Origin of the sequence: Alloprevotella tannerae ATCC 51259, assembly GCF_000159995.1 — a bacterium.
Lineage (GTDB): Bacteria > Bacteroidota > Bacteroidia > Bacteroidales > Bacteroidaceae > Alloprevotella > Alloprevotella tannerae.
In genome coordinates, this window is record NZ_GG700643.1 from 45,332 (window position 1) to 64,659 (window position 19,328).

The window sequence follows — 19,328 nt, forward strand, 5'->3', positions numbered from 1 at the left end:
TGAACATTGAATTGTATAACGACAATAAAAAATAAGTAAGTATGACAGAGAACCAAAACGGCAAGGTAGATCCCGTAGCCATCCGAGAACTTATTTCACAGGGTATTCCCATGAAAAGAAAAGAGAGTGAGATGAAACGCTCTCAATCAGAAGAGCTGTGTGTCGAACCAGAACGTCCAAATGACGAACCAATGTCAAAGGATTTTTCAAAAGCCCCAAGAAGAGAAAGGCGAAAGGCTGACAAAGGTGATTATGAGTCGCTTTTTATTTGTCGCAACACCTTGAAAAATCGGAAGACCATCTATATTGCCAAAGAATTGCAGGACACATTGGCGGAGATAGTCATGTCTATGAGGAATAGAGATATGACCATCGGTATCTATGTGGAGAACATCATCCTTCATCATCTTGAAACCTACAAGGATGAAATCAACAGATTAGCGGAGATGAAGTTTAGGAAGCTGTTGTAAATCCCTATCTTCAGATGTTTTAAATGGAACTGCCCTGCTGCTTTCCGTGCTGTCATATAATGTCAGAGTAGGCAGGTCGCTGGGATACGGCAATCATCCCAAAAGCCGACTAATACGAAAGATAGAGTCGGGTGACAGGAGTTTTTACCGCGAATTTGTCTCTTTCTGCCGATACAAAGGCAAAGTTCTGCGAGGGCTTGTCAAAGACGAAAAGTGGAGTTTGATCTGTTTTATGTACCCTAATTATCAAACACGCCTTTTGCGACATTTTTATGCTTCGCAAGAGGCGTTTTCTTGCTATTTGCTTCGCCTTTCTCACTATGAATGAGTAACTTTGCAACTAAAATATATTTTGAACGTATGAGTCGAAAATCAATACTTGAAATGTCGCATGAAGAAGCTAAGGACTTCTTTCTAAAAGACAAAAGTTATTGCAATATAGATCTTCCTGAATATTTCTCTTTCTCAAATCTATTAAATGAAATAAGCAAGGTGTTGGACGAAAAAAAACGCGTTTCAGACGTTTATGATACAAGTAAGTTGAAAAATTGCGAAAAAGTTAATCACACTCTATTTGCAAATAAAGATGGAAAATTATCTTGGCGACCTTTGCAAATTATACACCCATTTCTTTATGTTCTATTGGTTAAAGAAATCACAAAAGAATCTAATTGGAAGAAATTATTGGGTAGATTTCATGATTTTCAGAACAACAAAAAGATAAAATGCTTTAGTATTCCAGTAGAAGCTAAGAGCAGACAATCAGATAAGGCGGAACAGATACTTCAATGGTGGGAAAACATAGAACAAGAATCTATAAACCAATCATTGGATTATAAGTTTTCATATGATACAGATATTGCCGATTGTTATGGCTCTATATACACTCATTCCATAGCATGGGCTATTGAAACAAGAAAAATTGCAAAAGAACAAAGAGATAGAAATCTGTTAGGAAATAAAATAGATACTCATATAAGAAATATGCAGTATGGTCAAACTAATGGAATTCCTCAGGGGTCTGTTTTGATGGATTTTATTGCAGAAATAATTTTAGGATATATAGATAAATTACTTGCAGATAAAATAACTGAAAATAAAATAGAAGACTACAATATATTTAGATATAGAGATGACTATAAGATTTTCGTAAATACCCCCAATGACGGAGAGATGATTCTAAGGCTATTGTCGGAGCTCATCGTTCCTTTCGGATTAAAACTAAACTCCTCAAAAACAAGAGAGAACAAGAATATCATATCAAGTTCTGTAAAGCCTGATAAATTATCATGGTTTCAACTTAATCAAGGCGACCTAACTCTACAAAAGCAATTTTTATTGATTCATCAGCATAGTATTATATACCCCAATTCTGGAAGTATCGTTCGAGGATTAACTGAATTAAATAAAAAAATATCAGACAAAGAAAAATCCACCCAAATTATCAGCATAACAGTTGACATTATGCTTCATAATCCTAAAGCAATACCTGTATGCTGTTCTATCATTAGTAAAATACTAAAGAACACAGAAGAGAAAATGAAGTTGTCCATTTCAAACAAAATATATAAGCGTTTAATGGAAACACCTAATTCAGAATTTGCTCAAATTTGGTTACAAAGAATGCTGAAAAGCAGTGTTGAAAAATTTGACTTCAAGGAAACGTTGTGTAGTATCGTAAGGGGAGAAAGTGTTGAGATTTGGGATAGCAGTTGGTTTAATGGGAATAATAAATTCAAGAAACTAATACTTCCAACGTCCATTTTTGACAAAACTATATTTAATAAAATGGATGAAATAATAGAGGATAATGAAGTTGATATTTTTATACATTCTCTATGATGAAGCTATCATTCCATAAAGAATAGTCTGTATTGGCTTTTTGTTACTTTTGAGCCGTCTCAACTCACTGTCAAAAGTAACGAGGTGTTTTTCATTGGGGGGGCTTTGCTCCTTTCTTCTTTCTCCCGAAGCTCACGAAAGAAAGAAGCTCACGAAAGAAAAGAGTGGTCGGCAAATCTACCGACCGCTTTACTCCATCTGTTCTTCTTGAACGGTTATTTTTGATTTTATGCGGATTCCATAGGTGAGGGAGTTGAGTTTCAACTTTTTCTTTTTCCCTGCTTCTCGCATATCCGACATTTTTTTTATGCGTCTTTCCGTCGGGTCGGTCGTTTTCGTTTCAGTGGCGTAAAAAGGTAGGGATTGGGACAAACAAGGTTTTATGGCGAGAATACTACCTGCAATGAAATGGAAGTGTGGAGATTGTCGTCTAAACGGCTTGCCGCCTTGACCTTTTTTATCCGTAAAAGCCCGGAACAGCCTTTGCCGCTGACAACGAACAACAGATCCCGACATGATACACGGGCATAAGTGGAGGGAGGTGCAGACAGAGAAGCAGGGCGAAAACAGAAACACAGTCTCCAGAGACTGCATTTAGCATAGGAACAGAATACATTGAAAACAAAAGAGCCGCCCAAACGGACGGCTCTATCGAAATTAATTTGGAGAAAATTCTTTTTTCTCACTATATCCCTTTATCTTTGCAATAAGTTATTTGAGTTATGCAAGGAGTGGTATATCACTGCTGAAGAACGGTCGCCAAATCATTTCTGCTATATTTCATAACTCATAAGGCTGTTTATAGCCCATTATGCAGATTTATTATGAGATAGATTCCCTATTTCCAATATATATTCAATTAAAGTATAATGAAATCACGAATAGCTATACCACAGTTGGCAAAAGTAAGAGCCATACTTCAGAAAGAAATAGGATCAGTTTGTCCTTTTTGTCAAAATGATGATGTTGGGCATTTTGAGATTCACCATATAGATGAGAATCCTACACACAACGAAATGGGGAATTTACTTTTGCTTTGTCCTACTTGTCATTCAAAGATTACCAAAGGCGATATTACAAGTATTGATGTGTACAAAAAGAAACTTTCGCTTTTAACCGCTCCGATATCAAACAAAAGCGATTCTGGAAAAATTGCGAACTTTAATAACAATGTAGAAAATGCCATTGTCGGAGACAATAATAATATCTCAATAAATCAGACGAAGAAAACGGTAAAACAAAAATATCCAGAAGGCTGTATAGGTTTTGATACGATAAAAGCAAACTATATCGGACATCTAATTAAACGATATAATGAATATAAAGAGTATGAGGTGGGAAAAGAAAATATGAACTATGCAGCATTTTCCTCTCATCTAAAAAAACGATACAAAATAGGCCCTACAAGGACTCTCTATAATTTGCCAATTGAGAAATTTGAGGAATTAACAGTATATATTCAAACTAGAATAGACAAAACAAAACTTGCTAAAATGAAAGGGAAAGGACATAAAAACTACTCAACATTCTCAGAATATGCAGATGAATAGGTTAGTAAATGAGTTGCATTTGATATGATTTTTGTGCATGTGTGGTAATGTGTAAACTTGTAACTTTGTATTTTATACCATATGGTAGAGGTTAATGTCAAGCGTTAAAGCATTGTGTCCATTGCAAAGACAGGCTGCTTAATTATTATCTATCGAAAATCATTACTCACATTCTTTTGTGTAATTTTAGGTCTATTGTAAATTCATAATGAAACAACACTATATCCCAAGATGCTATCTGAAGAGATTTTCTGATAACGACAAGAGTATTTTTACATATGATAAGCTGCAATCAAAGGTATATCCAGGCAGTATGATGTCTGTCTGTTGTGAAGATGATATGTACTCTATTTCAGATTCATATGTCGAAAAGAATAATAAGAAATCCGGGAATAATCTCAATAGATTGTCGATAGAGCATGACCATTTTGCCAATTTAATTGAGCCAAACCTCTCTCAGCTTTTACAATCCATAGATGTCATAAAGGACGAATGGATTTCGGGCAAGGAACAATACCGTTTACAGTTTGAAGAGAAAAGAGAACTAGCATTGCATCTTGTTACTCAATTTTTTCGACATCCTCTATTTAAAGATTCAACAGTTGACGACTATCTCAGGATGGAGAGAGCAGGAATTGACATGGTGAAATATTTTCTAGCCAAAGAAAAAGGAGATGAATCTATTAATAATCTGGAAATAGACATAGAATGTGAAGCACCAGTTCTCCATGCACAGTTAACCTATTTAGATGATGAGACTCTTATGGATTTTGCTAATGCGATAGCAAATAATATATGGATGTTCCTCGTAAGTGAAAATGATGATTTCTATACAAGTGATTTTCCTATTATAGTTGAGCCTCATGTGAAAAATGCACGTCCTATGTATATGGGACTTGCTCAATATGGAGGAGAGTTGACATTCCCATTATCACCGACTCTAATGATAGTAGTTTTTGACAGAGTGTATTTTAAAGAAAAGGAGGAGTATGACTGCACATTCTCAATTGCAACTGATAAAGAAATCAGGCGCCAAAACATGTTAAGATACTTCTATGCTAAACGACATGTTTTTAGTGCTAAGAAGGACTTTAAACTTATTGATATGATATATAAATTAGAAGGTCATCATATTTTCGTCAACTCTAATTTCAAGTCTAAAATTGTAAGTGGCCTAGGGAAGTATTGATACTTTATGGCAAATACTCATATGGTTAGAAAAAGAAAACACACAAAGAAGAAAAGACAGCCCCCTAAGGCTAAGAAGAAAAAGACAGTAGTTAGGCAATGTGCTAATACTTCAAATCCATTTGAATTGCAAATGCGTGCTATGGGCAAGTATCTGCTTAAAGTCTTTAAAGATAAAGATGCTATTAAAACTGCTCTAAGGGAGCATATTGAGATAGTTGAGGGTTATTTTAGAAAATACGATTCAGTTCAGCTACTTGGAAGCATTGGATTATATTTGTTAGACCACCTACCAAACATTGAAAAGCACTTTATAGCTCAGATGAATGGCACAGATATGCGTCTGGATGAAAATGCAGAAGTGATAGCAGAATATGCTATGAATTTTGGACTTGCATTACCCAATGATGGGAAAGACTCCCCCACAGATGATGTCATAAAGGATTTGAGAGATAAACTGAAGACTTTGTTTGTAGCTTATATGCATCTTGATATGCCATTAGGTGACGAGCCTACCCAATTTATTGATTGGATGATTCATATGGATACCATCGCTGTTCGTGGCGATGGTTATCAAGTTCATGTGTATGAAGTATTTAAAGAAATGTTCTTCCCACATACGACCTTTTACCAACAGCAATTCGGCTATAGTGTGGACCAACTATTTGATTTCTTTATGGATCTGGAAAATAGGGTTATATGCAAGATATGTAGCCAAGATACTATCTATGGTGCAACAAAGATGCATGATCGGTGGGTGAAATGGGAAGAAAAGACTTTTGGCCCTATTGGCAATGAAGTTAGATTAGAGAATAAAGATTTCTCAAAAGGTATATTTGGTGCGTTCTTTGAAGCAAACCCAGATGTACCGCATACGGAAGATGGCATGCAATTCCTTATGTATCAACCAGATGATTATAGAGGATCTGATATGATATTTTGGGTCTATCCTCAAAGCGAGGTGGAGACAAGAATCCTAGATTCTCTTTCTATGAAATTTGGTGATAATTCTGCTTTTCTTGTAGAAAGCGAATTCAAAGGCAGTATTATGAATGGTCATAGTATTTTTGAGAAGCCGTTCGTTAAAGATGGTGATAAATATTATTGCTTTACTCCTATGATTCCTCATAGAAATCTGTTCTTGATTGCAGAAAAGCTTATGATGCGCAATGAAGCCTATTACCAGAAGAATTTCCAGCAGAACACGAATCCAATTAGCCGAGACGTTTATATTGAGAGTAAAGTAAAGTCCGTCATGGAATCATTTTTGTCCAACGTCACATTCTATTCTTCCGTACACTACAATATAATAGAAGAAGATGGTCAAAAAAAGAAACCAGAACTTGATATCCTTGGTATCTCAAATAAAGCTATCTATATTATAGAAGTTAAAGCACATGAACTTTCTTATAAAGACAGAGTTAGGCTAGATGGAGCCAAGGATAAGTTCAAGGCATCTGTTGCTGAGGCATGTAAACAATGCTGTAGAGCTGCTGATTTTATTTATAATTCTACAAAACCTGAATTTGGCACACAAGAAGGAACAGTTACTATTGATAAGAAGAAGCCAATATATAAGATGGCTGTAACCTTCCAACATTTTTCTTCATTGTTGGGGCAGATGGACAAGCTTGTGACTGCTGGTTTGATGGAGGAGCATTTCCGTGATACATGGGCTGTGTCATTGTTTGACTTGATGGTCGTTGCTGATTTTGTTGAATCAGAAGATGAGTTTTTGTCCTATCTTGATATGCGAAAAATAATTAATACGAATCATAGTGCATTTCATGACGAACTTGATTTGTTGGGGCAGTTTCTGAATGAAAATCTTGCTGACAAGGTAATTTCCAACAAGCCAATGAAGGTTATTGGTGGCTCTGGTGATATTGATGAGGAATATGCTAAAGATTTCTATATTCCTATGGACTTTGGCTTTGGAGAGTAATAAGTGAAGCTTTTGCATAACACATATTATAAGTAAATGGGATTCAAGAAGAGGCTTGCTAAAACAGAAAATACATCTTCTGAGGCTGTACTTTACCATGAGAACAGACTGCGTTAAAAACAAAAAGTCATACAAAAGACGACTCTGTGAAAATAACTCAGAGGAAATTCTTTTTTCTCACGATATTCCCTTATCTTCGCATCAAATAAAGTGGTTCTTTGAAATGGCAAAATAAGTAAGGTGGAGTATAGAAGTTCGCTGGTTTCTTTATCGTTACCTCCCTATATTGACAAACAATATAATCTATTGATTATTTGATGTTTATAAAATTCTCTATGCCTTGCAAGGTGGAAAGTAAGATTTTTGCCAATACCGCAAATGTCAGCTATTTCCTTTAGATAAGCATTCATTTTTTGATTACTTAATACAGGAAACAGTTTACCATCACGATAAGTCTTATTGCTATATTTAGCTATAATCTGTTTTGGAATATCAAGAAGCAAAATGTTAGATTCTACATTCGTTTTCTGTCTCTTCGTCATAATCCACTGCTTATCGTCCATATTAACTAAATGTTCCGGTGTGAGATTGGCAACATCTATGTATGATAGCCCTGTGAAACATGAGAAAATGAATATATCACGGACAAGAGATAAACGAGGTATCGTAAGTTTTTTATTCACAATTTTGAGAATTTCTTCATCAGTGAGAAATCCTCTGTCGACAAGCTCCAAGTGAAAATGGTAATTAGCAAACGGATCATGGTGCAGCACACCCAATTTCCGACCTAAAATGGTTATTGTCTTAAAAATCTTCATTGTCTTTGTTGCTGTGTTACGACATTGCCCGGCAACTGTTTGAAGATAAAGGTCAAAATCATAGATGACAGTATAAGTTAATTCACACAACTTTATATCTGTCCGACCATATTTCTGCTTCAGGAACTCTGCAAAGTGACGCTTGCATAATTCATACTTTCGCAAAGTAGTAGCAGATACAGAAACTCCTACTTGCTTTCGGAAGTCTTCATTATGCTTCTCGAAAAGAGCCATAAACGTATCTATGTCTCCTTTCTTTCCTAAAAACTCTTCTTTGATTCGTTCCAAACACAAATCATCTGAAAACTCCAAACGGCGGAAGATATTAAGCAACCCATTACTGATATTATCGAGTTGCAAATTCGTCCTCAGGACTTCAGTTGTTCGACCTTTGAGACGTTCTTTGTCAATATCCCAAAGAGACTTTAAAACAGAGATACCCGTTGATCCGATCGAGAGACGCTCATTGTTGAGATAGATTCTCAACATCACAGGATTCTTCCCTTCTTTGTTTACGTAATTACTTCTAAGATAGAAGGTTGACTTAAAAATTGACTTCATAAATACTTGTTTTTAATTGTAGCCATAGTATGGATTTTGTGTAGCCAAAACCAAAAAACAGTGTAGCCATTTGTATCCACTGCTATGCTGCAAAGTTCAACATAATTTCCAAATGATGAGCAATTCTTACGTACTCTTGATGTACTCTGTAGCCACTCTTGGCTACAATTTTTGAAATTCAAAAAATTCTGTAGCTGAATTGTAGCCGTTGTGGAGTATTTTGGAATATTTTTGTGTATCTACACATACTCCGAAAAGAAGAAGTGATACAAAACAAAAGTATCATAACTCCCTGAAGTTATGATACTTACGATTTTCTTTAGAAATCTCTGATGCTATTTTCAGAGTATTTAAAGCGGTACGTACGGGACTCGAACCCGTGACCTCCTGCGTGACAGGCAGGCATTCTAACCGGCTGAACTAACGCACCAATTCACTTGTTGTGAATGCGAGTGCAAAAGTAACACATATTCTTGATCTAGCAAATATCTTTGACTTTTTTCATCAATATAATGCGTTATTTCGCGTGATGAATTGATATATAGTGCTTTAGAAAGGAAATAAAATGTGGTATATGTTTGTTTCTCAGTTTCTGTTCTTTGTTATCTGATTGGAAACTAGTTTATTGAGCCAATTGTGATATGATTTTTATGTCAAATGTACGAATAATATATAGTTTACTTTTGGTATATTAATGGATTATCTTAGATCATGAAAAATACTCTGATATAAATATTTATGCACTTCTTTTATAGTAAAACTTGAAATCGAAATTCACCTCAAAAAGACAAGAAAAAAGGGAATTTTACAAAGTATTTTTACAACAGTGTAGCAAGATGGCCAAAGATAAAGGAAATGTTATGTATTGAAATCTAACTTAAAGAAGGAGGATAAATAAAATCTTAATGTCTTCAATGAGTTTTGGGAGCTTTTGAGAGTAATTGGTAACTATTTGTTGAGGGAGTTTTATTGTTTGCTGGCACCAAACTATCGTTTGATGTCAGCAAACAGTAATTTGGCTCCAGCAAACGATAGTTTGGTGCCAGCAAACAAAAATAGCCTCCATTTTTCATACTGGAACTATGAGTCTTGGTCTATCAAAATAAGATGTCTGTGAAGATATAGCCGCTTTAATGTTATAATAAATTGGATGTGTTTTTCTGGTTATATGATCGATATATTAAGTGTTGAGAAATAGGATGATAGATTCGGATTATTATAGACTTTTAAAGCGAGTTGTTTGGCACCTGAACAATAAAAAGTTTCCGGATAAGTATCATTGAGACTTTTCCGGAAACTACAAAAAAAATAATGCTCGTATGAAGGATCAAAAACTTAATAGGGTAGCGCCGTAGGCGGGAAGTGATAATGATACAATCTTATCTTGTTGTAAATCTAACGTGCATATTTCGCCCGTCAGCAAGTCTTTTGCTTTGCGCTTACCAGCCTTTAGTGATAGGTAGTCAAAAGCGTGTGCCGGTATGCAAACACCAACCTGTGTGGGGGTTGCATCAAAATTGGCTACAATTAGTATGTGGTGTTTTCCATCCGATCGTAGGAAAGCATATTGTTTATCAGGGTTGAAATTGTTTGCACGAGTATTGTTGACATACATCAAGTCAAACATCTTACCTTGAGAAATAGCAGGTGTATCCCTGCGGATCTGTAGCAACTTTGTGTAGTAATCGCTTAGCTTTTTTTCGTTTGGCGTGTACGAGGCTTTTCCTTTAAGGAGCTTCAAATAAGATGAGACGGTCCAATAATCAAAAATTGTTGTTCGTCCATCACACCCGCTGAAACCTTCGTCGTCCATTCCACGCTCGCCTAATTCTTGACCGGCATAAACCATAAAGGGGTTGTTGCTTAAACAAGTACTAACTACTAAAGCAGGGAGAGCTTTAAACGGATTAGTTGCAAAGAAGTTAGACGCAATGCGTTGTTCGTCATGGTTTTCGAGGAAATTAAGCATATGCGGACGTATGTCGTCAATCGCTTGCCAGCAAGAGGTAATAGCAGATGCCGAACTCTGACCGCAAACTACAGAGCGTAGCGTATCATACAAGCCAACCTTGTCATATAGATAGTCGAATTTGCCCTGATGTAAGTAGTTCCTGTATTCAGCCGGGTTATATACTTCAGCAATGAAGATAAGGTGAGGATAATCTGCTTTTAAGCGAGATAAAGCATAGTTCCAAAATTCTACGGGTACCATTTCTGCCATATCGCATCGGAAACCATCTATTCCTTTTTGGGCCCAATAGCGTAGGATGTCTGTCATTTTCAACCAAGTATCAGGAATGGGGTCAAAATGCTTGGAGCGATTGTCGAAATAGTTGACACCATAGTTGAGCTTGATGGTTTCGTACCAATCATTTTTATTCGGCTCTGCATCAAATCGGTCATTTCCTGTGGCCTTTGCAGGACTTTCTTTGTAAGAACCTTCGTGTCCTAAAATATTATTAAGCTTAAGCGGCTCATTGGGGCAGTAGTAGAAGTTATTAGTAGAATCGAAAGCTTTGGTTATATCATCATTTTGACCTAGATCGCTTGTTCCTTTAGGGCGCGCTATGGAATGATACTGGCGAGAAACGTGATTGGGTACAAAATCAATCAACATTTTCAGTCCAGCCTTGTGCGTGCGCTCAACTAGTGCTTCAAATTCCTGCATCCTGTTTTGAGTAATGGTGGCCAAATCCGGATCGACATCGTAATAATCCTTGATAGCGTATGGAGAACCTGCTTTCCCTTTTACCACTTCGGGGTTGTCTTGTGGTAAATTTTGATAAGCTGTTTGTGTAGCATGCGCGATAAGACCCGTATACCAAATGTGTGTATAGCCATTTTGCTGTAGTTTTTTTAAGCGAGACGAGGTGAAGTCTACAAATTTTCCGCAGCCGTTTTCAGCTAACGTGCCATTCTTTATGTTATTATTGCGCGTATTACCATAAAGTCTTGGTAATACTTGATAAATGTTGATTTGTGCCATCGTAGTCAAAGAAAAAAATGACAGTGCTATAAGCAGAAGTCTGTAATTCATGTGTTATAGTAAAAAAGAATAGACCTTGTCCATCAGTTTCCTTAAGGATAGATAGGCAAGGTCTTGTTAATTGTAAAGCAAAATCTTATTCTTCTACGCCTTGTATTTGTACTTCTGTTCCTTGAGCTTGAGCAATTTTGTAAATCATGCCTTGAAGAGCTTTACCCGGCCCACATTCAGTGAAGTCTTTACATCCATCAGTAATCATGTTTTGAACTTCCTTCGTCCATAGTACGCTATGGGTGAGTTGCTGAATAAGGTTATTCTTGATTTCTTCAGGGTTTGTATGTGCTTTTCCGTCTACATTTTGATAAACGGGGCAAATAGGCTTTTTAAACTCTGTTGTAGCAATGGCTGCTTCTAATTCCTCTTGTGCAGGCTGCATCAATGGGCTATGGAAAGCTCCACCTACAGGTAGGATTAATGCGCGTTTAGCACCGGCTTCTTTAAGTTTTTGGCAGGCTTCTTCTATTGCTTGAAGATGACCTGAAATAACTAATTGGCCAGGACAATTATAGTTAGCCGGAACTACAATGTGTCCATCATTGCTTACTTCAGTGCAGACTGATTCTACTTTTTCATCGGGTAAAGCAATGATTGCGGCCATTGTTCCAGGAGCAGTTTCACAGGCTTTTTGCATTGCTCTTGCGCGAGCAGCAACTAATTTTAATCCATCCTCAAAACTTAAGCAGCGAGCAGCAACTAAAGCCGAAAATTCACCTAAAGAATGGCCCGCTACTAGATTTGGGTTAAATTGCTCACCTAAACAAAGTGCTTTAATGACGCTATGTAAAAAGACAGCAGGCTGAGTAACTTTCGTTTGTTTCAATTCCTCATCTGACCCATCAAACATTATGTCAGTTATACGGAAACCTAGAATTTCATTGGCCTTTTCAAAGAATTGCTTAGCTACTGGGTGACGTTCATAAAGAGGTTTACCCATACCAACAAATTGTGCTCCTTGTCCCGGAAATATAAATGCCTTCATATCGAATAAGTTATTTTGTATAGGATTGTTGTAGGCCAAAATATAAAAGTAGGTCCGTACAAAATCGCTTGCAAAGGTAGTAATTTATTATTAGGAATCAGGCCCTTGACGGCTATATTATAGAGATGGATAGCCTATATTTCGGAATTTGAAGTTTAATCTCCTATTAATTCGAATTTTAATAGAGCTGGAATACTCTCTAAGCGTCTTCCAATAGCCTTTTTTATGAAATTCTTTCCTATAGCTTTGTAGCTATAGGTGCCGTCTGAGTTAATTGTAAATTCGACCTCTTGAGTATCTGCCCCAATATCATTGACAAAGCGTAGGGTTGCCTTGTTTGCTTGAACTTTGTGCGTAACAATCAACCAAACACCGTATAGATCACCACTTGAGTTGCCTTTCATATAGCCATTCATTTTTCCTAGAAAGCTATATCCAGGCACTTCTATAGAGCTCTCATAAAGATCTAAAACTAGAGTAATGTGATTTGATTTGCTATAAAACTTTCCTTTAAACGGTTGTTGCGCATTAATAGAATGACTTATGAGCAACAGGAGTAGGGTTGTGAAAACTCTCATTCGTCAGTTAACTTAAGGATCATTGTTGCAGCTCCTATGTTGATAATGTCTCCTTCTTTGATAATAGCTTGCTCGCGAGGCTGCAAAAGTTGATTTTGTAAGAATGTTCCTGTGTTGGAAGGTGCATCTTGTAGCAAAAAAAGAGTTTTTCCATCTTGTTCTTTTTCAGCGGTAATAATGCAATGGGTCGTATCTATACTAGGATCAACGGTTCGAAAAGCAAGATTGGCTTTTGTCCCTTTTACTGATCTACCAATGATATTTTCTCCTAAAATAATTGGTAAGACTTGCTTAAATTGGAACGCATTTTCCAAGATTGTTAGATAGCCAACGGGAAGATTTTTAGGAAGATCTTGATTGTTTTTAGGGCGAGGTAATCGAATTTTGAATTGCTTATGACACTCTGTACATTCAAAGACCAAAATTCGTCCTACCTCATATTGGGTTTCATCAAACAAGATTGTTTGATCGCATTTGGGACAACGTATGCGCTTCATAGGTTCGACAGCTTAGGTACTTGTAGAATCCAGCCTTGCTCAAAGCGATTGTCTTTCTTATATAGAGTTAATGCTTTGTGTGCTTCTTGAGCTGTTGCATATTTACCATAAACTACTCTATTCATTTTCGATTTACAAAGAATAACTCCTTCTTGAAATCCGTCAGTTCGGAGTTGTTTTATAAACGTTTTTGCATTTTTCTTGCTAACCGAAGAAGCTAAAACTATTGTAAAATATGATGTCGGAGTATTTGCGAGTCGTTGGTGATGATTTTCAACAATTTGTTTGTTAATTGTAATCAGATCTGTTATCTTTCTTTGTTTGTGAACGAGGGTATCTCTAACCTTAACATCTACTTCTTTGGCGATGTGTTCAACAAGTGGAACGACTGCTGCTTGATGTGGTTGAGAGTCGTTATTTAGAATGAATGAATCTCCCCAAACAAAGAAATAACACACAATAGCAATTATTGCTGCTGCAGTATAATTGATGAGTTCTCTGTTAATAGAAATTGTGTAGTTCTTTTTGTTTGGTATGGTTGCTTCTTGACTTCTTAGAACAACTCGTTTTTCCTTTAACTCCTGAATGGGGATCGCATCTAATCCAAATAGTTCTGGAGCTAAAATACCCGAATTAATCGGGTGAAAATTATAATGCCCGTCTATGTTAAGATTCAATGTTCCTACGCCATTTAATTCATAACAGCCATTTTGTTGCAGCTCTGTTTTTAAATTAAATACAGCATCTTCGATCATTTGTATTGTTTCTGTGTATGAGGTATCATAAACTCTCATATACGACTGTACCAACAATCCATCGTTGACAATAAGCTGAGGATTAAAACCAACACTGCGATAAGGAGGCAAAAATAGCTTTTCGTCTTCAACATAACGCGCCGAGACATATTGCGTCACAAATCCTCCTAGATGCGGTACTATTACGCATTTGTGCTCTAGAAGAAGATTCTCTATATGTCTGGCAATTTCATTCATAGACTGCAAAAATAAGGATTATTCTTGAATTCTTCGAAGATCAAAATAGACTTGTTATAGACTCAACGCGAACTTTTTTTGAGATTAAATGCTAATATGTTGATTTGTAGGTAGGAGCGAAAAGTAAGAAAAGTTCTATTACTTTTTTATTATTCGCTTCCTTAACTTAGGTAGTTTGAGTTTTGTCCCAATAGGAACCAAGTCGGGATTTTTTAGTTGATTAAAAGTAAAAATGTAGATGGCATAAGATTTATCACCATATACTTCTTTAGCTAAATGGTATATGTTCTCGCCTTTTTGTAGTTCGTGAGTTGACAATGTCCCGATAATTTGAAAGCGCCCATCTGGTAGTTGAGGGTAGGCTTTATCATAATTGATCGTGTCCGCTTCAGCTATTTTTTCTTGCTTATAGTTACTACTTTCCGTTTTTTTCGACTGCATTTGTGGTGAGGATTGGGGCTGGCTTGCTACCATTTCTTGGCTGGTTGCAGATTGGGGGAGAGCTGTATTTTTTTCGTAAGGACAAAACCAGCGATAATAACCAGCATAATAACAAAATATCGCTTGTAGAATAAAGATGGAAAAGATCGCAATCCTCTTCAACCAACGACTCTTACTCTGTGATGGAAAATCTTGGTTTGACGATGTTGCGTCCTGTTCGTCAGATGTTTGAGCTGATTGTGAAGCATCTTCCATCACTTCTTCGTTTGTGTGATATTTTTTGGAGGGATCTATCTCAAGCTTTTTATCCTCACTATCATCAATGGCTATAAGGTAATTTGACGGTGCTTCAGTTTGAGTTGGAAGAGGGGGAATTTTTCCACCTAAGGATAAATCATTAGATCCTGTATTTAAATCTTGTAAACAAGAGTCTTCTTTTACCGACCTATTTGATGCTTCTTGAAAAGACAGATTTTCTTTTTGATGATTAGTTGATCCTATGGGTTCTATTGAGTGTAAGTTATTATCAATCTCTTTTTGATAACATTCCTTCTGATTGAAAGTTGATTCCTGTTGCAAAGATTGACTTGTGCTAATCTCTCGCTCAATCTTAATCTCTGCTTTGGTGAGCTCCTCTTCAGTTGTTCTGTCTTGAAGAGTGATTGTCTGGAAATCAGCAAAAGGTTTATTGATCAAATCCTTTAGTTGACTATCCGGCACGAATGATAATTTAGCGTGGCTGTCAATTCTAATTCTTTCTCCGGTATTAATGTTTATACTTTCTCTTTCATTGACCGTTATAACCTTAAATGTACCGAAACCCTTTATCTTTACAAAGCTTTCGTGTGTCAGCTCTTCTTCTATAAGGTCAAAGAAAGCCCTACAGAATGCTTCTGCTTTCTTTTTCGAAATATTGGCCCGTTGTGCAAAGGCGTCAGCTACTTCTTGTAGCAGCAACTTTCTGTTCATCGCTTTCTATTATTTGATTTTGTCTTTTAGTATATTACTCGGCTTAAAACTCAAAGCCAATTTTGGAGGCACAAGCATACGTTGCTTATTTGTAGGGTTGGTTACAATCCTTTCTAACTTTTTCTTTACTTCAAAAGTGCCAAAGCTTTGAATTGAAAGACTGTCTCCCTCTTCCAGACTTTCCGCAAATACGGTGGAAAATATTGAGGCTAATCTTTGAGTCTCTTTAGCCTTCTCATCCAATCTCGTTGCTAAATCAGCTATAAACTCCTTATTGTTCATATTGCGTTGTTCCGTATAGATCGTAATCCGTGGCATCTTGAATGAGTACATCATAAAATTTGCCTACTTGTAAGTTTTCTGCTTTATTAATGTATACTTCTCCATCAACCTCTGGAGAGTCGTAAGCTGTGCGTCCAATATAATAGTCACCTTCTTGTTTATCGATAATTGTTTTCAGCACGGAACCTATTAACTCTTGATTAAGTTCTTCAGAAATTCCTCTTTGCAGCTCCATTAAGCGGTCTAAACGTTCTTGTTTAACGCTTTCTGGTACATCATCTTTATAGTGGTTGGCTGCATAAGTTCCTTCCTCTTCACTGTAAACAAATGCTCCCAATCGATTGAAGCGAGTTTCCTTTACAAATTGCAGCAATTCTTCAAAGTCTTCATCTGTTTCTCCAGGGAAGCCTAAAAGCAGTGTTGTGCGAATGCATATATCGGGTACTTTCTCTCGCATTTTGCGGATTAAGTCTATTGTCTCTTGCTTTGTGACGTGACGATGCATGCGTTGTAAAACATTGTCGCTGATATGCTGTAATGCTATGTCGAGATAATTGCAAATATTATCATGTTTGCTAATCACTTCCAATAGAGAATCCGGAAATTGATTCGGGTAAGCATAATGGAGACGCACCCATTCTACACCGGGAGTCTCTGCAATCTTTTCTACTAATTCAGCGATGCATTGTTTATGATATAAGTCTACACCATAATAGGTTAACTCCTGTTCGATGATTTGAAACTCTTTTACACCTTGATTGACGAGTGTGCGAACTTCAGCTAGGATATCCTCTATCGGCCTACTTATATGCTTTCCCGTTATTAAAGGTATAGCACAATAAGCGCATTTGCGGTCGCATCCTTCTGCAATTTTTAGATACGCATAATGAGGTGGTGTTGTGATCTGGCGTTCGTTGGCAGAGCGGAAGTCATAACGTTGGCTTAGTCCTTTGAGTAATTGATCCCAGTCAAATTTACCGTAGAATTTATCTACTTGTGGAATTTCTTCCTGCAATTCAGACATATAACGCTCCGAGAGACATCCCATTACATAGACTTGCTTCAAATTTCCAGCCTCTTTTTGCTGGCACAATTCTAATATAACATTGATACTTTCTTCTTTTGCCGCCGCAATGAATCCGCAAGTGTTCACTACAGCAATTCCCCCGTGCGTTTGCTCGGGGTTATGATAAGTAGTAAAACCATGTGCTTCAAATTGGTGAAGCAGTCGTTCTGAATCGACCAAATTTTTGGAACATCCCAAGGTGAGAATATCTACGTTCATCTTATTTCTCCCCTGTATCAAATAAGCTTTCTACGAAATCTGTTTTGTTGAATGGTTGAAGATCTTGCATACGTTCCCCTAATCCAATATATCGTACGGGCACTTTTAATTGATGAGAGATTCCTAAGACAACGCCACCTTTTGCTGTGCCGTCTAACTTTGTAATGGCGAGACTTGTAACATCTGTAGCCTTAATAAACTGTTTGGCTTGCTCGAATGCATTCTGACCTGTACTGCCATCTAATACAAGTAAGACTTCGTCGGGTGCTTCCGGAATTACTTTCTGAATGACTTTCTTTATTTTAGTCAATTCATTCATTAAGTTTACCTTGTTGTGAAGTCGTCCGGCCGTATCAATTAATACGACATCTGCATTATTGGCTTTTGCCGAACTGAGGGTGTCGTAAGCAACGCTAGCAGGATCGCTACCCATTTGCTGTTTGATAACGGGGACTCCTATTCTTTCGCCCCAAATGCATAATTGTTCGACGGCTGCTGCGCGGAATGTATCTGCTGCGCCCAAATATACGCGCTTTCCTTCTTGTTTAAAATGGTAGGCCAACTTGCCGATAGTCGTTGTTTTGCCCACACCGTTTACGCCAACTACGAGAATGACATAAGGACGTCCGTTTTCGGGGATAATAAAGCCTTCATCTTCGTTATTTCCGCTTTCAGTAAGGAGTGATGAAACCTCATCTCTCAACAGCTTATTCAATTCAGATGTTGTCACGTATTTATCGCGTGCAACGCGATCTTCTATTCGGCGAATGATGTCGACGGTCGTTTCTACGCCTACATCTGAAGAGATGAGCGCATCCTCCAAATCATCTAAAACCTCATCGTCGACTTTTGACTTTCCGACTACGATGCGTGCAAGTTTATTAAAGACATTTGTCTTTGTCTTTTCAAGTCCTGCATCCAGAACCTCTTTTTTTTCTTTTTTGGAAAATAGATTGAAGAATCCCATAGCTATGTTTTCTTGGTGCAAACTTACGAATTTATTTTCGTATTTGCAGATATAAAAAACCCTCTCGTAGTTGCGAGAGGGTATATAGTAAATATACTATTGAGACTTTAGTTCTTGAAAAAGTCCTGAACTGCTTCGTTCGGAACCATCTTTTCATCAAAGAAGTAAGCACCATTCTCGGGGTTCTTAACCATCTTGATAACTTTCGTGTAGGAGCGGCCGTCTTTTTTGCCTTCCTGCAACGTAGCGACTGTTTTCTTTGCCATTGCCTGTATGTTTTTAGAATAAGTAGCGTTATCTATGATTGAGCATACTGAATTGTATCAGCAGGTCATCAAAGACTAATTACTTAATCTCTTTGTGGATAGTCATTCGTTTGAGGATGGGGTTGTATTTCTTCAACTCCAAACGCTCGGGAGTATTTTTGCGATTTTTAGTCGTAATATAACGAGAGGTTCCCGGCAGACCACTTTCTTTCATTTCTGTACATTCGAGGATGACCTGCACGCGATTGCCTTTTGCTTTCTTTCCTGCCATGATATTATATCTTTTAACCGATTACCTTTATATCTTTCCAGTCGCAGTAACCTTTTTCTACCGCGCTGTTCAGCGCAGCATCAAGGCCGACTTTGTTTATGAGCCGAAGTCCTGCTGCGCTAATGCGAAGGCTGACCCAGCATTCCTGTTCTACATAGTAGAACTTCTTAGTGAACAAGTTTACGTCAAAGCTACGCTTTGTGCGGCGCTTTGATTTCGAAACATTGTTGCCAATCATGGCCTTTTTTCCTGTAAGTTGACAAATCTTAGACATTACTATCTATTTCTGTTTTTTATTCTTCGTGAACGATTCTCCCAATACGAGGTGCAAAGTTAATCCTTACTTTTTTTTCTACCAAATCTTTTCCCAAAAAATGCGTC

Annotated in this window: 18 protein-coding genes, 1 tRNA gene and 1 pseudogene; 6 read left to right on the forward strand and 14 right to left on the reverse strand. The window is 37.1% G+C overall.

Features of this window, described 5'->3' with window-relative positions; translation table 11 throughout:
- The first annotated feature begins 41 nt into the window (after nt 1-41).
- The 6 genes and pseudogenes from GCWU000325_RS06215 (at nt 42) to GCWU000325_RS06240 (ending at nt 6,995) form a co-directional block, all read left to right on the forward strand.
- Entirely contained in the window at nt 42-470 is a 429-nt protein-coding gene (locus tag GCWU000325_RS06215; protein WP_006255445.1) for a DUF3408 domain-containing protein, read from the forward strand.
- A 31-nt stretch (nt 471-501) separates the two neighbouring features.
- Nucleotides 502-713: pseudogene (locus GCWU000325_RS12405) on the forward strand (glycoside hydrolase family protein); the annotation flags it as partial.
- Nucleotides 714-794: 81 nt separating this feature from the next.
- Nucleotides 795-2,312 (forward strand): RNA-directed DNA polymerase, encoded by a 1,518-nt coding sequence (locus GCWU000325_RS06220; RefSeq protein ID WP_006255446.1) that lies wholly within the window; start codon nt 795-797, stop codon nt 2,310-2,312.
- 869 nt (nt 2,313-3,181) lie between these two features.
- Nucleotides 3,182-3,862 (forward strand): HNH endonuclease signature motif containing protein, encoded by a 681-nt coding sequence (locus tag GCWU000325_RS06230; protein WP_006255449.1) that lies wholly within the window; start codon nt 3,182-3,184, stop codon nt 3,860-3,862.
- Between the two features lie 208 nt (nt 3,863-4,070).
- The gene (locus tag GCWU000325_RS06235; protein ID WP_006255450.1) at nt 4,071-5,051 is read left to right on the forward strand and encodes a DUF4238 domain-containing protein; all 981 of its coding nucleotides are present in this window, start codon (nt 4,071-4,073) and stop codon (nt 5,049-5,051) included.
- A 6-nt stretch (nt 5,052-5,057) separates the two neighbouring features.
- Nucleotides 5,058-6,995, forward strand: a complete 1,938-nt coding sequence (locus tag GCWU000325_RS06240; protein ID WP_006255451.1) for a hypothetical protein — start codon at nt 5,058-5,060, stop codon at nt 6,993-6,995.
- Between the two features lie 281 nt (nt 6,996-7,276).
- Here GCWU000325_RS06240 and GCWU000325_RS06245 read toward each other — a convergent pair whose 3' ends face one another.
- From GCWU000325_RS06245 to rpmB, 14 genes are all read right to left on the reverse strand, one after another.
- Nucleotides 7,277-8,374: a site-specific integrase gene (locus GCWU000325_RS06245; protein WP_006255452.1), complete on the reverse strand. Its 1,098-nt coding sequence runs from the start codon at nt 8,372-8,374 to the stop codon at nt 7,277-7,279.
- A 356-nt stretch (nt 8,375-8,730) separates the two neighbouring features.
- Nucleotides 8,731-8,804 (reverse strand) — tRNA-Asp (locus GCWU000325_RS06250).
- A gap of 897 nt (nt 8,805-9,701) precedes the next feature.
- The gene (locus GCWU000325_RS06255; protein WP_006255453.1) at nt 9,702-11,411 is read right to left on the reverse strand and encodes an alpha-amylase family glycosyl hydrolase; all 1,710 of its coding nucleotides are present in this window, start codon (nt 11,409-11,411) and stop codon (nt 9,702-9,704) included.
- An 85-nt stretch (nt 11,412-11,496) separates the two neighbouring features.
- Nucleotides 11,497-12,399: an ACP S-malonyltransferase gene (fabD, locus tag GCWU000325_RS06260; protein WP_006255454.1), complete on the reverse strand. Its 903-nt coding sequence runs from the start codon at nt 12,397-12,399 to the stop codon at nt 11,497-11,499.
- A 155-nt stretch (nt 12,400-12,554) separates the two neighbouring features.
- Nucleotides 12,555-12,977 (reverse strand): hypothetical protein, encoded by a 423-nt coding sequence (locus GCWU000325_RS06265; RefSeq protein WP_006255455.1) that lies wholly within the window; start codon nt 12,975-12,977, stop codon nt 12,555-12,557.
- On the reverse strand, nt 12,974-13,474 hold the full coding sequence (locus GCWU000325_RS06270) for an FHA domain-containing protein (protein WP_006255457.1): 501 nt from the start codon (nt 13,472-13,474) through the stop codon (nt 12,974-12,976). Before GCWU000325_RS06270 ends, GCWU000325_RS06265 begins: the two co-directional genes overlap by 4 nt.
- Nucleotides 13,471-14,466 carry an HU domain-containing protein gene (locus tag GCWU000325_RS11000; RefSeq protein WP_006255459.1) on the reverse strand — a complete coding sequence of 332 codons (996 nt, stop codon included), beginning with the start codon at nt 14,464-14,466 and terminating at the stop codon, nt 13,471-13,473. Before GCWU000325_RS11000 ends, GCWU000325_RS06270 begins: the two co-directional genes overlap by 4 nt.
- Before the next feature lie 138 nt (nt 14,467-14,604).
- Nucleotides 14,605-15,876 carry an HU family DNA-binding protein gene (locus GCWU000325_RS06280; RefSeq protein ID WP_006255461.1) on the reverse strand — a complete coding sequence of 424 codons (1,272 nt, stop codon included), beginning with the start codon at nt 15,874-15,876 and terminating at the stop codon, nt 14,605-14,607.
- Nucleotides 15,877-15,885: 9 nt separating this feature from the next.
- Complete coding sequence (locus tag GCWU000325_RS06285; RefSeq protein WP_006255462.1) at nt 15,886-16,158, reverse strand: HU family DNA-binding protein; 273 nt, start codon at nt 16,156-16,158, stop codon at nt 15,886-15,888.
- A complete protein-coding gene (gene rimO, locus GCWU000325_RS06290) occupies nt 16,148-17,443 on the reverse strand; it encodes a 30S ribosomal protein S12 methylthiotransferase RimO (RefSeq protein WP_006255463.1) in 1,296 nt (431 codons plus the stop codon). The genes GCWU000325_RS06285 and rimO overlap by 11 nt, the downstream gene beginning before the upstream one ends.
- A 1-nt stretch (nt 17,444) precedes the next feature.
- Nucleotides 17,445-18,410 (reverse strand): signal recognition particle-docking protein FtsY, encoded by a 966-nt coding sequence (gene ftsY / locus GCWU000325_RS06295; RefSeq protein ID WP_006255464.1) that lies wholly within the window; start codon nt 18,408-18,410, stop codon nt 17,445-17,447.
- Nucleotides 18,411-18,517: 107 nt separating this feature from the next.
- The gene (locus tag GCWU000325_RS11525; RefSeq protein WP_006255465.1) at nt 18,518-18,676 is read right to left on the reverse strand and encodes a DUF4295 domain-containing protein; all 159 of its coding nucleotides are present in this window, start codon (nt 18,674-18,676) and stop codon (nt 18,518-18,520) included.
- Nucleotides 18,677-18,755: 79 nt separating this feature from the next.
- Nucleotides 18,756-18,947, reverse strand: coding sequence for a 50S ribosomal protein L33 (gene rpmG, locus GCWU000325_RS06300; protein WP_006255466.1), 192 nt, complete (start codon nt 18,945-18,947; stop codon nt 18,756-18,758).
- 13 nt (nt 18,948-18,960) lie between these two features.
- Nucleotides 18,961-19,221, reverse strand: coding sequence for a 50S ribosomal protein L28 (gene rpmB / locus GCWU000325_RS06305; RefSeq protein ID WP_006255467.1), 261 nt, complete (start codon nt 19,219-19,221; stop codon nt 18,961-18,963).
- Between the last annotated feature and the right edge of the window lie 107 nt (nt 19,222-19,328).

Bases quoted from the DNA above. Each gene is read 5' to 3' on its own strand.
- GCWU000325_RS06215 (WP_006255445.1), top strand. From the start codon at position 42: ATGACAGAGAACCAAAACGGCAAGGTAGATCCCGTAGCCATCCGAGAA.
- GCWU000325_RS06220 (WP_006255446.1), top strand. From the start codon at position 795: ATGAGTAACTTTGCAACTAAAATATATTTTGAACGTATGAGTCGAAAA.
- GCWU000325_RS06230 (WP_006255449.1), top strand. From the start codon at position 3,182: ATGAAATCACGAATAGCTATACCACAGTTGGCAAAAGTAAGAGCCATA.
- GCWU000325_RS06235 (WP_006255450.1), top strand. From the start codon at position 4,071: ATGAAACAACACTATATCCCAAGATGCTATCTGAAGAGATTTTCTGAT.
- GCWU000325_RS06240 (WP_006255451.1), top strand. From the start codon at position 5,058: ATGGCAAATACTCATATGGTTAGAAAAAGAAAACACACAAAGAAGAAA.
- GCWU000325_RS06245 (WP_006255452.1), bottom strand. From the start codon at position 8,374: ATGAAGTCAATTTTTAAGTCAACCTTCTATCTTAGAAGTAATTACGTA.
- GCWU000325_RS06255 (WP_006255453.1), bottom strand. From the start codon at position 11,411: ATGAATTACAGACTTCTGCTTATAGCACTGTCATTTTTTTCTTTGACT.
- fabD (WP_006255454.1), bottom strand. From the start codon at position 12,399: ATGAAGGCATTTATATTTCCGGGACAAGGAGCACAATTTGTTGGTATG.
- GCWU000325_RS06265 (WP_006255455.1), bottom strand. From the start codon at position 12,977: ATGAGAGTTTTCACAACCCTACTCCTGTTGCTCATAAGTCATTCTATT.
- GCWU000325_RS06270 (WP_006255457.1), bottom strand. From the start codon at position 13,474: ATGAAGCGCATACGTTGTCCCAAATGCGATCAAACAATCTTGTTTGAT.
- GCWU000325_RS11000 (WP_006255459.1), bottom strand. From the start codon at position 14,466: ATGAATGAAATTGCCAGACATATAGAGAATCTTCTTCTAGAGCACAAA.
- GCWU000325_RS06280 (WP_006255461.1), bottom strand. From the start codon at position 15,876: ATGAACAGAAAGTTGCTGCTACAAGAAGTAGCTGACGCCTTTGCACAA.
- GCWU000325_RS06285 (WP_006255462.1), bottom strand. From the start codon at position 16,158: ATGAACAATAAGGAGTTTATAGCTGATTTAGCAACGAGATTGGATGAG.
- rimO (WP_006255463.1), bottom strand. From the start codon at position 17,443: ATGAACGTAGATATTCTCACCTTGGGATGTTCCAAAAATTTGGTCGAT.
- ftsY (WP_006255464.1), bottom strand. From the start codon at position 18,410: ATGGGATTCTTCAATCTATTTTCCAAAAAAGAAAAAAAAGAGGTTCTG.
- GCWU000325_RS11525 (WP_006255465.1), bottom strand. From the start codon at position 18,676: ATGGCAAAGAAAACAGTCGCTACGTTGCAGGAAGGCAAAAAAGACGGC.
- rpmG (WP_006255466.1), bottom strand. From the start codon at position 18,947: ATGGCAGGAAAGAAAGCAAAAGGCAATCGCGTGCAGGTCATCCTCGAA.
- rpmB (WP_006255467.1), bottom strand. From the start codon at position 19,221: ATGTCTAAGATTTGTCAACTTACAGGAAAAAAGGCCATGATTGGCAAC.